The organism is Streptomyces sp. NPDC025638, from assembly GCF_055558775.1.
This window is the reverse complement of record NZ_JBVHLX010000005.1, coordinates 460425-472207: the sequence shown is the minus strand read 5'-3', so window position 1 is coordinate 472207 and position 11783 is coordinate 460425. Positions and strand designations below refer to the sequence as shown.

The window sequence follows — 11783 nt, the reverse complement described above, 5'->3', positions numbered from 1 at the left end:
ACTTCAGCACTGCTTAGCAATACACCTCAGAAGAATTAAGTAGAGCTTCAGGATTATCGTGCCGAGACTACTCCCATGACGAACCCGGGCAAGACCCACGCTCCCTTCGGCCGCGCTCTCTGCGCGATGATCACTCCCTTCACCGAGTCGGGCGCGCTCGACCTCGACGGTGCCGGGAGACTTGCCGACCGGCTGGTGACCGAGGGCTGCGACGGGCTGGTGCTCAACGGGACGACGGGCGAGTCACCCACGACGACGGACACGGAGAAGGCGGAACTGGTCCGGGCCGTCCGGGCGGCCGTCGGCGAGCGCGCCTCGATCGTCGCGGGTGTCGGCACCTTCGACACCCGGCACACCGTCGAGCTGACCCTCGCGGCCGAAAAGGCGGGCGCCGACGGGGTGTTGGTGGTCACGCCGTACTACAGCAGGCCGCCGCAGGACGCCGTGGGGGCGCACTTCCGCACGGTCGCCGACGCGAGCGGCCTGCCCGTGATGCTGTACGACATCCCGGGCCGCACCGGCACCCGCATCGAGCCGGAGACGATGATCCGGCTGGCGGAGCACCCCCGGATCATGGCGGTCAAGGACTGCTCCTACGACTTCCTCGGCACCCAGAAGGTGCTGGCGCGCACGGAGTTGGCGTACTACGCGGGATGCGACGAACACATCCTCGCCCTGTACGCGGTGGGCGCGGCGGGCTGTGTGAGCACGGTCGCGAACGTCGTACCGCGCCACGTCGCAAAGATCCTGGAGGCGTTCGAGGCGGGCGACGCGGCCCGCGCCGCCCGGCTCCAGCAGCGGGCCACCCCGCTGATCGAGGCGATGATGGCCGCGGGCCTGCCGGGCACGGTCACCGCCAAGGCGCTGCTGGACGCGCTGGACCTGCCCGCGGGCCCGGTGCGGGCGCCGCTGCGGCCCGCCGGCCGGGAGGCGGCCGACGGGCTACGGGCGGTGTACGAGGAGTTCGTGGCGGTGTGATCAGCGCTCGGCGAAGACCGGCTCCCAGGTGTGGCGCAACAAGTGGTCGTTCATCTCGTCGACGCCGCTGAGCGGTACGACCTTGTCGCTGCCGATGGTGACCAGCACGAGCCGGGGCCGGTACGGCTCGTCAAGGCTCGTGACCCGTTCCCAGGCGATGAGCCGCTCGTCGTCGGCCCAGGCGAGCAGGTGGCCTCCGCGGACCTTGGTGATCTCCTTGCCCGTACGGGGATCACGGATCGAGGAGTACGACTTGCCGGGGGCGACCTCCTTCGTCAGACCGAGGGCGGCGAGCCGACCGTTCGGGGACAGTCGCGCACCGACGTCCCACCGCAGGTACTTCTCGTTCGCGGGGGCGGGGACCTCCTTCCCCGCGAGGTCGTAGAACTGCTCCGCTCCGTCGTGGTCCCCGACGACCCTCGCGTACACCAGGGCACCGTCGCGGCTGAAGGCGAAGTCCTCGCGGGCGTTGACGTTGCGGCCCGCCGCCACACCGCTCCAGAAGCCCTTGCCGGAGGCCACGTCGATGACCCAGAAGCCGGTGCGGACCTTCGCCCCGAACCGCGGCACCCAGGTCCTGCCGGGACCGCTCCTCTCGTACAGGTCGGGATTCTCCGTGTACGTCGTGGCGACCAGCTTGCTGCCGTCGTGCGAGAACGCCAGCCCACCGACACCGTGGTCCACCGGGATCCACCGCTCGACCTCCCCCGTCGCGAGGTCGAGCAGGCCGATCCGGGGGGCCGGCAGATGACGCTCCAGCACGGCGGCGGTGCGCAGGCCCGGGGCGACGGCGACGAACTGCCACCGGGTGTCCTTCTCGTACCGGCCCGTCTTCGGGTTCAGCAGCCAGTACGTGTGCGCGCCGATGCCACGGCCGTCGCTCTGCGGGACGACTTTCGTCGTCGAGTACGCGGCCAGCACCGCGTTCCCGGCCGCGATCATGTCGCGCGGCGGCGACTGGTCCGAGTCGGCGGACACCCCGTCCTGACCGAGCACCCTCGCGGGCCGCGCCTCGCCCCTGCCGGAGTCCAGCAGCGGCACCCCGACCGCCACGGCGACGACCGCGGCGGTGGCCACGGCGACGGACACGAACCGGCGGGCGCGGCGGCGACGCCGTACGGCCAGGACCCGGTCGGCGAAACCGTGCCCGAGCGGCTGCTGTTCGGCCGCCTGTTCCCGCAGTGCGTCACGCACCAGTTCCTCGACGTTCACGACCGCACCTCCACGGGCGAGTGGTCACGGGACGGAAACTCCCTGCCGCTGTCCGGGCCGAGCGCGGCCAGCTCGGGCGCGAGGGCGCGCAGCCTGGCCAGGGAGCGATGGGTGGTGGAGCGTACGGTGCCCACGGAGCAGCCCAGCATCCGGGCCACGTCGGCCTCCGGCAGATCCTCGAAGTAGCGCAGCACCAGCACGGTGCGCTGGCGGGCGGTGAGCCGGGACAGCGCGGCACGCAGCACGAGGCGCAGTTCGGCGGCGCCCGAGGCGTCCGGGGCGTGGCCCGCCTCCGGCGGCTCGGCGACGGTGACCTCCCGCCGCCGCCACTTCAGCCGCCAGCGGCTGATCTGCTGGCGGTACAGGATCTGCCGTACACAGGCCTCGGGTTCGTCGATCCGCTGCCAGCGGCCCGCCGCCTTGACCAGCGCGTTCTGCAACAGGTCCTCGGCTGCGTGCCGGTCTCCGCCGGTCAGCAGCACCGCCGTCCTCAGCAGGGCCGACGAACGGCCGGCCACGAACTCCCGGAAACTCTCCTGTGCCTGCGCATCCATCGTCACCTTCACATCCTGGGCAGACCCTGTGTCCGTCCCCCGCACCCCTTGTGACGCGCGCGGGATTTTGCCGCTATGCCTGCCGCGTCCGAAGAAATTCCATGGGCCATTGGACATGGGCGCCGTACGTTGTCCCCATGAGCCGCCCCCTGCTCTTCCTCGATGTCGACGGCCCCCTCAACCCGTACGCGGCACAGCCCGAGCGGCGGCCCGAGGGCTACACAACGATCAGGGTGGCCGTGGACGGACGCACACTGCGGGTGTGGCTCAACCCGGACCACGGCCCGGCCCTGCTGCGTCTCGACTACGACCTGTGCTGGGCGACCACGTGGATGGACGCCGCCAACCGCTATATCGCCCCGGTGGTCGGCCTGCCCGAGCTGCCGTACGTCGACTTCGGCAGCGGGCTGTTCGCCTGGCGGCCCGACGAGGTGCACTGGAAGACGGAGGCGATCGTGGCATACGCCCAGGGCCGCCCCTTCGCCTGGGTGGACGACGAACAGAGCCCGGCCGACACCACGTACGTGACCACGCACCACCCCGGCCCCGCACTGCTCCACCACGTCAACCCACGCATCGGCCTGCGCGAGGCCGACTTCACGGCACTGGCGGAGTTCGCGGCGGACATCCCCACATGACATGAACCGAGCGCCCTCCCGCCGACGGTGGAAGGGCGCTCAGCGGGACGCTTCGCTCAGTTGTGGCTATGCAGGATCTCGTTCAGGCCGCCCCACACCGCGTTGTTCGGGCGGGCCTCGACCGCGCCGGTGACCGAGTTGCGGCGGAAGAGGATGTTGGAGGCGCCGTTGAGGTCGCGGGCCTTGACGATCTGGCCGTCGGGCATGGTGATCCGGGTGCCCGCGGTGACGTACAGGCCGGCCTCGACCACGCACTCGTCGCCGAGCGCGATGCCCACGCCCGCCTCGGCGCCGACCAGGCAGCGCTCGCCGATGGAGATGATCACGTTGCCGCCGCCGGACAGCGTGCCCATGGTGGAGGCGCCGCCGCCGATGTCCGAGCCGTCGCCGACCACGACGCCCGCGGAGATACGGCCCTCGACCATGGAGGTGCCGAGCGTGCCGGCGTTGAAGTTCACGAAGCCCTCGTGCATGACCGTCGTGCCCTCGGCGAGGTGGGCGCCGAGGCGGACCCGGTCGGCGTCGGCGATGCGGACGCCCTTCGGGGCGACGTAGTCCGTCATGCGCGGGAACTTGTCGATCGAGGTCACCTGGAGGTGCAGGCCCTCGGCGCGGGCGTTCAGGCGCACCTTCTCGATGTCGTCCACCGCGACCGGGCCCAGCGAGGTCCAGGCGACGTTGGCGAGGAAGCCGAACATGCCCTCCAGGCTCTGGCCGTGCGGCTTGACCAGGCGGTGGGACAGGAGGTGGAGGCGCAGATAGACGTCGTGCGCGTCGATCGGCTTCGCGTCGAGGGAGGAGATGACCGTGCGGACCGCGACCACCTCGACGTTGCGGCGGGCGTCGGGGCCGATCGCCTGCGCGGCGCCCTCGCCGAGCAGCTCCACGGCCTTCTCGGCGGACAGCGACTCGGTGCCGGACGGACCGGGCTCCTCGACGAGCTCGGGGGCGGGGAACCAGGTGTCGAGGACGGTGCCGTCGGCGGCGATGGTGGCAAGGCCGGCGGCCACGGCGCCGGTGGTACGGGGAGCGTTCGTGTCGGTCATGAGGGAAAACTAACGCGAGGGGGGTCGTGCGGGCCAACCAGTGAGCAGGGCGTCTCATGGGCCGGTCGCGCTCTGTGTCAGGGAATCACCCGCGCCAGTACCTCCCGTGCGTACTCCTCGTCGTAGGCCGCCCCCGTCAGCAGCACCTGCAGGCAGATGCCGTCCATCAGGGCGAGCAACGCCCGCGCGGTCACCGGGTCCGTGTGTGCGGCCAGTCGCCGGGCCGTCTCCTCGGTCCACTCGGCGGCGACGGGGCGCAGGGCGGGGCGGCGCAGGGCCGCGAGGTACAGCTCGTACTCCAGCTCGACGCCCGGGCGGTCTCCGCCGAGCCACTCCCCCAGCACCCGCGCCAGCCCCGCCGCCAGTTCGCCCCCGGAGTCTTCGAGGACGCCGCTGCCCGCGAGGGCCTTGGCGAAGCCCTCGTTGGTCTGGCGCAGTGCGGCGACCATCAGTTCGTCGAGGGTCGTGAAGTGGTACGTCGTGGAGCCCAGCGGGACGTCCGCCTCGGCGGCGACGGAGCGGTGGCTCAGTCCGGCGATGCCCTTCTTGCCGACGACCCGGATCGCCGCGTCGATGATCCGCTGCCGCCGCTCGGGGTCGTAGCGCCGGGCCATCAGTGCGCGCCGCCCAGGTTCAGTACCACCACGCCCCCGATGATCAGCACGATCCCGGCGACCTTCGCCACGCTCAACCCCTCGCCGAACAGCATCAGTCCGATGACCGCGATGGTCGCGGTGCCCACCCCGGCCCAGATCGCGTACGCCGTGCCGATCGACACGGTCTTCAGCGTCTGGGCGAGCAGGGCGAACGAAAGCACATAGCCCAGGGCCGTCAGCAGCGAGGGCCAGAGCCTGCTGAAGCCGTCGCTGTACTTCATCGCGGTCGTGGCCGCGACCTCGGCGGCGATGGCGCCGGCGAGCAAGAGGTATCCCATGTGTACAAGCGTACATAACGAAGGGACGGCAGTACATCCATGGACGACCGCCGTGCATCCACGAACCACCGCGCCGCATCCACGAGCGACCGCGCCGGATCCACACGGGCTTCGATGACCCGCGTAGATGCCGTGCGGGGAACACACTCCGTACATCCACCGGTAACGCTGAGCGAATAGAACTCTCCGCGACCAGTCGCTCATGTACGTCCAGGCGCCAACCAGCTCCACCCATCCGCTCGTTGAAGGGACGCACATGGACAGAAAGCTCGGGCTCATGGTCCGCGCGACGGCAGCCGGGCTGCTCGCCTCGGCCTCGTTGATGGCACTGCCGTCCGCCGCGCACGCGGCCACCTACACGATCTCCGCGATCCAGGGCACGACCCGGATCTCGCCGTACAACGGCTCGACGGTCACCACGACCGGTATCGTCACCGCGATTCGCTCCACCGGCTCCTCGCGCGGCTTCTGGATCCAGAGCGCGAGCGGCGACGGCAACGCGGCGACCAGTGACGCGATCTTCGTCTACACGGGGTCCAGCACGCCGAACACGGCGGTCGGCGACAGCATCACGATCACCGGCAGGGTCTCCGAGTACACCCCCGGCGGCTCCTCGTCCGGCAACCAGTCGCTGACCGAACTGGGCAGCGCGGGCTGGAGCACCAACTCGACCGGGAACGCCCTCCCCGCGGCCGTCACGATGAGCGACGCGAGCGTCCCGGCCACCTACACCCGCACCAACAACGGCGGTTCGATCAACTCGTTCACGCTGGACCCGACGACCTACGCCCTGGACTACTACGAGTCCCTGGAGGGCATGCGGGTCAGCGTCGGCAGCACGCCGGTGGTCGGACCGACCAACGCGTACGACGAGATGTGGGTCAATGTGAAGCCCGCACAGGTGAACTCGGCCCGCGGCGGCTCCCTGTACTCCTCCTACAACAGCCAGAACTCCGGCCGGCTGCAGATCACCACGCTGCTGTCCTCGGCCTTCCCGACGGCGACCGTGGGCGACACGATCTCCGGCGCCACCGGCGTCCTGGACTACAGCGCGTACGGCGGCTACTCCCTGAACGCCACTTCGGTCGGCACGCTCACCTCGGGCGGGGTCGGCAAGGAGACGACGGCGGCCCAGTCGCCGGGCCAGCTGTCGGTGGCCACGTACAACGTGGAGAACCTCGACCCGACCGATCCCGCCTCGAAGTTCAGCGCGCTCGCGCAGGGCATCGTGAACAACCTCAAGTCGCCCGACATCGTGGCGCTGGAGGAGGTCCAGGACAACGACGGCCCGGCCGACAACGGCGTCGTCTCCGCCACCACGACCCTCTCCATGCTGACCTCCGCGATCAGGACGGCCGGCGGCCCGGCCTACTCGTACACCCAGATCAACCCGCGGAACGACACCGACGGCGGTGAGCCCGGCGGCAACATCCGCCAGGTGCTTCTGTACAACCCCGCACGGGTGGGCTTCACCGCCCGCGGCAACGCCACCGCCACCACCGCCAACTCGGTGACCAGCGTGGGCGGTGTGGCGCAGCTGACGTACAACCCGGGCCGTATCGCCCCGGCCAACTCGGCCTGGTCGGCCAGCCGCAAGCCGCTGGCCGCGGAGTTCACCTTCGGCGGTCAGAAGTACTTCGTGATCGCCAACCACTTCGTCTCGAAGGGCGGTGACTACGCGCTGCACAGCCAGTACCAGCCGCCGACCCGCTCGTCCGAGACCCAGCGCAACAGCCAGGGTTCGGTGGAGAACTCGTTCGTGGACTCCATCCTTGCGGCACAGTCGGACGCGCATGTGATCGTGCTCGGCGACCTGAACGACTTCCCGTTCTCCACCGCCGTGTCCAACCTGGAGGGCGGCGTACTGACCGACCTGGTGGACACACTGTCGGCGTCCGAGCAGTACACGTACGTCTACGACGGCAACTCCCAGGTCCTCGACCACACCCTGGTCAGCTCGTCGATCACGTCGCACGACTACGACATCGTGCACATCAACAGCGAGTTCTCGGACCAGACCAGCGACCACGACCCACAGGTCGTACGCATCACCCCCTGAACCGGGATGCGGCGACGACCGGGCGGCCACCGCGCCCGGCTCGCGCATCCGCGTCGGGCGGCCGAACACCGGCCGTCTGACGCGGGCCGCCCAGCGCCGCGCGAACACACGGCAGCAGCGGAGCAGTTCGGCCGATTCGGGCCGGACTGCTCCGCTCTTCTCGTGGCCGTGCCACACCGGCCGCTCGCCCAGCACGGCGCCGCACAGCCGGATCTGATCCGACGTCAGCCACTGCCGCCGGCTGTCCCCCGGCGAGACGACCGGCGCGCGCCCTGGGCGCGCGGGTGCCGGTCTCGCGGGCGAGCACGGCCGTCCCGTAGGCCCACTTCATGGAAATGGTTTTCCCTCCCGGGTCCGCGATTCCACTGCGCTACGGCGGCCCGGTTGCCCGGATCACGGATGAGCCTGGATCAAGAAGGCGCTGAAAACCGAGTGTTCAGTCCCGTGCGTCACACGAGTAGGTTTAAGTTTCATGGAAACCGCTCGCTGAAACGGCTCCCGGCAGCCCCTCGGCTCCACTAGAGTTCCACCACTCGATCACCTCACCCTCACATCCCCGGCCGCCGCCCTGGGCGCCGCTGGAGGAACACGCATGCCCGAAACCACCCCCCACCCTTCCGGGAACCAGCCATGGCAGAACGGCTGGGTCCCCGACACCTCCCGGGCCCCCGGAACCCGAAGACTCTGGCTGGCCGGTGGGCTGGCCATCGCCACGATCGTCGCCTGCGCGACCGCAATCGTCGTGAACCGCCAGGCTCCTGACGACACGGCATTCCCGGTGCGGTCCGCCGCGTCCACGGACGACGGTCCCGGCCTGCTCTCCTTCGCCTCGCCCTCGTCGGGTACGACCCCCGCGCCCAAGGGCAAGACCGGCATGTCGTCGGTCATGCCTCCCGCCGCCTCGGCCACCGCCACGGACGGCGACGGCAAGCCGAAGTCCACGGCCTCCGCATCGCCTTCCAAGTCGCCCGCGTCACACGGGGGTTCGGGTGGTTCGGGCGGCTCCGGAGGATCCGGGGATTCGGGCGGCTCGGACTCCTCCTCCGCCTGGTCGTCCGTCCGCTCGGTGAACTACCCCGACCGCTACTGGCACCTGAGCGGCGGTTACGTGAAGCTCGACCCGGTCGGCTCCGCCTCGGCCCGCCGCGACGCCACGTTCAAGGTCGTGGGCGGCCTGGCCGACGGCTCCTGTTACTCCTTCGCCACGGCCGACGGCGGCTATCTGCGGCACCGGAACTTCCTGCTGCGCGCCGAGCGCAACGACGGCTCGTCCCTGTTCCGGCAGGACGCGACCTTCTGCCCCCGCGCCTCCGCGTACTCCGGCGCGGTCATGCTGGAGTCGGTCAACTACCCGGGCCGCTTCCTGCGCCACCAGAACTTCCGGCTCAAGCTGGACCCGTACCAGTACGGCGACCTGTACCGGGCCGACTCCGCGTTCCGGCTGGTCGACGGACTGGCCTGAGCGAGAACGAGAAACGGCGAGGTCCGGTGGACCTCGCCGTTACTGTTCGCCGGTGGATCTCAGACGTTGAAGCCGAGCGCCCGCAGCTGCTCGCGTCCGTCGTCCGTGATCTTGTCGGGGCCCCACGGCGGCATCCAGACCCAGTTGATGCGCAGCTCGTTGACGAGGCCGTCGGTGGCCGACTTGGCCTGGTCCTCGATGACGTCCGTCAGCGGGCAGGCCGCCGAGGTCAGGGTCATGTCGATCGTCGCGATGTTCGCGTCGTCGATGTGAATGCCGTAGATCAGGCCGAGGTTGACGACGTCGATGCCCAGCTCGGGGTCGACGACGTCGTACAGGGCCTCACGGACTTCCTCCTCCGAGGCCGGCTTCGTCTCCACGGTGTCGCTCATGCCGTCTTCCTTTCGGCGTCGGCCCCGCCCAGAGCCTGGGCCGTCGCGTCCTTCCACGCCATCCAGCTGAGGAGGGCGCACTTGACCCGGGCCGGGTACTTGGAGACTCCGGCGAACGCGACCGCGTCCTCCAGAACGTCCTCCATCGCGTCGTCCGGCTCGATCTTGCCCTTGGACTGCATCAGCTCCAGGAAGGTCTCCTGGATCTTCTGCGCCTCGGCCAGCTCCTTGCCGACGAGCAGTTCGTTCAGCACGGAGGCCGACGCCTGGCTGATGGAGCAGCCCTGGCCCTCGTACGAGACGTCACTGATCGTCGTGCCGTCGTACTTCACACGAAGGGTGATCTCATCGCCACAGGTCGGGTTCACATGGTGCACCTCGGCGTCGCCATCCCTCAGACCACGCCCGTGCGGGTTCTTGTAGTGGTCCAGGATGACTTCCTGGTACATCGAATCCAGCTTCATGCGATCGCTAGCCAATCCCTCAGCCGAAGAAGTTCCGGACGTGCTCCAGCCCCTCGACCAGTGCGTCGATCTCGGCCGGCGTGGAGTACAGATAGAACGACGCTCGCGTGGTCGCAGGAATTCCGTACCGCAGGCAGACCGGGCGGGCGCAGTGGTGGCCGACCCGGACCGCGATGCCCTGCTCGTCGAGGACCTGGCCCACGTCGTGCGGGTGGATGTCACCGAGCGTGAAGGAGATTGCCGCGCCCCGGTCCTCGGCCGTGGCCGGGCCGATGATTCTGAGGTCCGGGACCTCGCTCAGCTTCCGCACCGCGTACTCGGTGAGCGCGTGCTCATGGGCGAGGATCCTGTCCATGCCGATCGAGTTGAGGTAGTCGATCGCCGCGCCGAGACCGACCGCCTGGGCGATCGGGGGCGTGCCCGCCTCGAACTTGTGCGGCGCCGGGGCGTACGTCGACGAGTGCATCGACACGGTCTCGATCATCTCGCCGCCGCCGAGGAACGGGGGCAGGTCCTCCAGCAGCTCCTGGCGGCCCCACAGGACGCCGATGCCGGTCGGGCCGCACATCTTGTGGCCGGTGAAGGCCACGAAGTCGGCCTGGAGAGCCTGGACGTCCAGCGGCATGTGGGGAGCCGCCTGGGAGGCGTCGATGCAGACCAGGGCGCCGACCTCCTGGGCGCGGCGCACTATCGCCTCGACCGGGTTGACCGTGCCCAGGATGTTGGACACCAGCACGAAGGAGACGATCTTCGTCTTCTCCGTGATGATCTCGTCGATGTTGGAGAGGTCGAGCCGGCCGTCGTCGGTCAGCCCGAACCACTTCAGCTTCGCGCCCGTGCGCTGCGCCAGCAGTTGCCACGGCACGATGTTGGAGTGGTGCTCCATCTCCGTGATGACGATCTCGGTCTCGTGGTCCACCCGGTAGGGCTCGTCGGCCCAGCCCAGCATGTTCGCCACGAGGTTGAGCGACTCGGAGGCGTTCTTGGTGAAGATCACCTCGTCGCGGCTCGGCGCGTTGATGAACGCGGCGACCTTGTCGCGCGCGCCCTCGTACAGCGCCGTGGCCTCCTCGGCGAGCACATGCACACCGCGGTGGACGTTGGCGTTGTAGCGCTCGTAGTACTCGTTCAGGGCGTCGAGCACCTGGCGCGGCTTCTGCGAGGTCGCCGCGTTGTCCAGGTACACGAGCTTCTTGCCGTCGTGGACCAGCCGGTCCAGGACGGGGAAGTCCTTACGGATCGCCTCGGTGTCGAGGAGGCCCGGCAGCTGTGTCACGCTGATACGCCACCCTTCGTGTACGCCTCGTAGCCCTCGTCCTCCAGCTTGTCGGCGAGCTCTGCACCGCCGGACTCGACGATCCGTCCGCCGGAGAAGACGTGGACGAAGTCGGGCTTGATGTAGCGCAGGATGCGCGTGTAGTGCGTGATCAGCAGGGTGCCGACCTCGCCGGTCTCACGGACGCGGTTGACGCCCTCGGAGACGATCCGCAGAGCGTCCACGTCGAGACCGGAGTCCGTCTCGTCGAGGATCGCGACCTTCGGCTTGAGCAGTTCGAGCTGGAGGATCTCGTGGCGCTTCTTCTCACCGCCGGAGAAGCCCTCGTTGACGTTGCGCTCGGCGAAGGCGGGGTCCATGTTGAGGCGCTGCATGGCCTCCTTGACCTCCTTCACCCAGGTGCGCAGCTTGGGGGCCTCGCCGCGGACGGCGGTGGCGGAGGAGCGCAGGAAGTTGGAGACCGAGACGCCGGGGACCTCGACCGGGTACTGCATCGCGAGGAACAGACCCGCGCGGGCGCGCTCGTCGACGGACATCTCCAGGACGTCCTCGCCGTCGAGCAGCACGGTGCCCTCGGTGATCGTGTACTTCGGGTGACCCGCGAGCGAGTAGGCGAGGGTCGACTTGCCGGAGCCGTTGGGGCCCATGATGGCGTGCGTCTCGCCCTGCTTCACGGTGAGGTCGACGCCCTTGAGGATCTCCTTCGTGGCGTTGTCGGCCTCGACGGTGACGTGCAGGTCTCGGATTTCAAGCGTTGCCATGGGTGCC

At 69.5% G+C, this 11783-nt stretch carries 13 protein-coding genes; 4 read left to right on the top strand and 9 right to left on the bottom strand.

What is annotated here, in order from left to right; translation table 11 throughout:
* Window positions 1–75 precede the first annotated feature (75 nt).
* Window positions 76–978: a 4-hydroxy-tetrahydrodipicolinate synthase gene (dapA, locus tag ACZ4EG_RS16210; protein ID WP_467791052.1), complete on the top strand. Its 903-nt coding sequence runs from the start codon at window positions 76–78 to the stop codon at window positions 976–978.
* Here dapA and ACZ4EG_RS16205 read toward each other — a convergent pair whose 3' ends face one another.
* Together ACZ4EG_RS16205 and ACZ4EG_RS16200 are read right to left on the bottom strand one after the other, a co-directional pair.
* On the bottom strand, window positions 979–2190 hold the full coding sequence (locus ACZ4EG_RS16205; RefSeq protein ID WP_467791051.1) for a WD40 repeat domain-containing protein: 1212 nt from the start codon (window positions 2188–2190) through the stop codon (window positions 979–981).
* The gene (locus tag ACZ4EG_RS16200) at window positions 2187–2744 is read right to left on the bottom strand and encodes a SigE family RNA polymerase sigma factor (protein WP_467791125.1); all 558 of its coding nucleotides are present in this window, start codon (window positions 2742–2744) and stop codon (window positions 2187–2189) included. Before ACZ4EG_RS16200 ends, ACZ4EG_RS16205 begins: the two co-directional genes overlap by 4 nt.
* A 137-nt stretch (window positions 2745–2881) precedes the next feature.
* On the opposite strand from ACZ4EG_RS16200, the gene ACZ4EG_RS16195 reads away from it, so the two are divergent.
* The gene (locus ACZ4EG_RS16195) at window positions 2882–3382 is read left to right on the top strand and encodes an HAD domain-containing protein (protein ID WP_467791050.1); all 501 of its coding nucleotides are present in this window, start codon (window positions 2882–2884) and stop codon (window positions 3380–3382) included.
* Window positions 3383–3438: 56 nt separating this feature from the next.
* Here ACZ4EG_RS16195 and dapD read toward each other — a convergent pair whose 3' ends face one another.
* The 3 genes from dapD to ACZ4EG_RS16180 form a co-directional block, all read right to left on the bottom strand.
* Window positions 3439–4428 carry a 2,3,4,5-tetrahydropyridine-2,6-dicarboxylate N-succinyltransferase gene (gene dapD / locus ACZ4EG_RS16190; RefSeq protein ID WP_390711398.1) on the bottom strand — a complete coding sequence of 330 codons (990 nt, stop codon included), beginning with the start codon at window positions 4426–4428 and terminating at the stop codon, window positions 3439–3441.
* Between the two features lie 77 nt (window positions 4429–4505).
* Window positions 4506–5042: a TetR/AcrR family transcriptional regulator gene (locus ACZ4EG_RS16185; RefSeq protein ID WP_453548371.1), complete on the bottom strand. Its 537-nt coding sequence runs from the start codon at window positions 5040–5042 to the stop codon at window positions 4506–4508.
* Window positions 5042–5362 carry a DMT family transporter gene (locus ACZ4EG_RS16180; RefSeq protein ID WP_390711400.1) on the bottom strand — a complete coding sequence of 107 codons (321 nt, stop codon included), beginning with the start codon at window positions 5360–5362 and terminating at the stop codon, window positions 5042–5044. The genes ACZ4EG_RS16185 and ACZ4EG_RS16180 overlap by 1 nt, the downstream gene beginning before the upstream one ends.
* Window positions 5363–5618: 256 nt before the next feature.
* Between ACZ4EG_RS16180 and ACZ4EG_RS16175 the strand changes: the two genes are divergently transcribed.
* Complete coding sequence (locus ACZ4EG_RS16175) at window positions 5619–7421, top strand: endonuclease/exonuclease/phosphatase family protein (RefSeq protein WP_467791049.1); 1803 nt, start codon at window positions 5619–5621, stop codon at window positions 7419–7421.
* 592 nt (window positions 7422–8013) lie between these two features.
* Entirely contained in the window at window positions 8014–8883 is an 870-nt protein-coding gene (locus tag ACZ4EG_RS16170; protein ID WP_467791048.1) for an AbfB domain-containing protein, read from the top strand.
* Between the two features lie 59 nt (window positions 8884–8942).
* Here ACZ4EG_RS16170 and ACZ4EG_RS16165 read toward each other — a convergent pair whose 3' ends face one another.
* The 4 genes from ACZ4EG_RS16165 to sufC are packed head-to-tail and all read right to left on the bottom strand — an operon-like array spanning window position 8943 to window position 11776.
* On the bottom strand, window positions 8943–9275 hold the full coding sequence (locus tag ACZ4EG_RS16165; protein ID WP_316753337.1) for a metal-sulfur cluster assembly factor: 333 nt from the start codon (window positions 9273–9275) through the stop codon (window positions 8943–8945).
* A complete protein-coding gene (sufU, locus tag ACZ4EG_RS16160) occupies window positions 9272–9739 on the bottom strand; it encodes a Fe-S cluster assembly sulfur transfer protein SufU (RefSeq protein WP_363297253.1) in 468 nt (155 codons plus the stop codon). Before sufU ends, ACZ4EG_RS16165 begins: the two co-directional genes overlap by 4 nt.
* A gap of 19 nt (window positions 9740–9758) precedes the next feature.
* Window positions 9759–11015 (bottom strand): cysteine desulfurase, encoded by a 1257-nt coding sequence (locus ACZ4EG_RS16155; RefSeq protein WP_390711403.1) that lies wholly within the window; start codon window positions 11013–11015, stop codon window positions 9759–9761.
* A complete protein-coding gene (gene sufC, locus ACZ4EG_RS16150) occupies window positions 11012–11776 on the bottom strand; it encodes a Fe-S cluster assembly ATPase SufC (RefSeq protein ID WP_390711404.1) in 765 nt (254 codons plus the stop codon). Before sufC ends, ACZ4EG_RS16155 begins: the two co-directional genes overlap by 4 nt.
* Between the last annotated feature and the right edge of the window lie 7 nt (window positions 11777–11783).

What these genes read in the sequence shown, in the direction of transcription:
- dapA (WP_467791052.1), top strand. Translation starts at nt 76, where the DNA reads ATGACGAACCCGGGCAAGACCCACGCTCCCTTCGGCCGCGCTCTCTGC.
- ACZ4EG_RS16200 (WP_467791125.1), bottom strand. Translation starts at nt 2,744, where the DNA reads ATGGATGCGCAGGCACAGGAGAGTTTCCGGGAGTTCGTGGCCGGCCGT.
- ACZ4EG_RS16195 (WP_467791050.1), top strand. Translation starts at nt 2,882, where the DNA reads ATGAGCCGCCCCCTGCTCTTCCTCGATGTCGACGGCCCCCTCAACCCG.
- dapD (WP_390711398.1), bottom strand. Translation starts at nt 4,428, where the DNA reads ATGACCGACACGAACGCTCCCCGTACCACCGGCGCCGTGGCCGCCGGC.
- ACZ4EG_RS16185 (WP_453548371.1), bottom strand. Translation starts at nt 5,042, where the DNA reads ATGGCCCGGCGCTACGACCCCGAGCGGCGGCAGCGGATCATCGACGCG.
- ACZ4EG_RS16180 (WP_390711400.1), bottom strand. Translation starts at nt 5,362, where the DNA reads ATGGGATACCTCTTGCTCGCCGGCGCCATCGCCGCCGAGGTCGCGGCC.
- ACZ4EG_RS16175 (WP_467791049.1), top strand. Translation starts at nt 5,619, where the DNA reads ATGGACAGAAAGCTCGGGCTCATGGTCCGCGCGACGGCAGCCGGGCTG.
- ACZ4EG_RS16170 (WP_467791048.1), top strand. Translation starts at nt 8,014, where the DNA reads ATGCCCGAAACCACCCCCCACCCTTCCGGGAACCAGCCATGGCAGAAC.
- ACZ4EG_RS16165 (WP_316753337.1), bottom strand. Translation starts at nt 9,275, where the DNA reads ATGAGCGACACCGTGGAGACGAAGCCGGCCTCGGAGGAGGAAGTCCGT.
- sufU (WP_363297253.1), bottom strand. Translation starts at nt 9,739, where the DNA reads ATGAAGCTGGATTCGATGTACCAGGAAGTCATCCTGGACCACTACAAG.
- sufC (WP_390711404.1), bottom strand. Translation starts at nt 11,776, where the DNA reads ATGGCAACGCTTGAAATCCGAGACCTGCACGTCACCGTCGAGGCCGAC.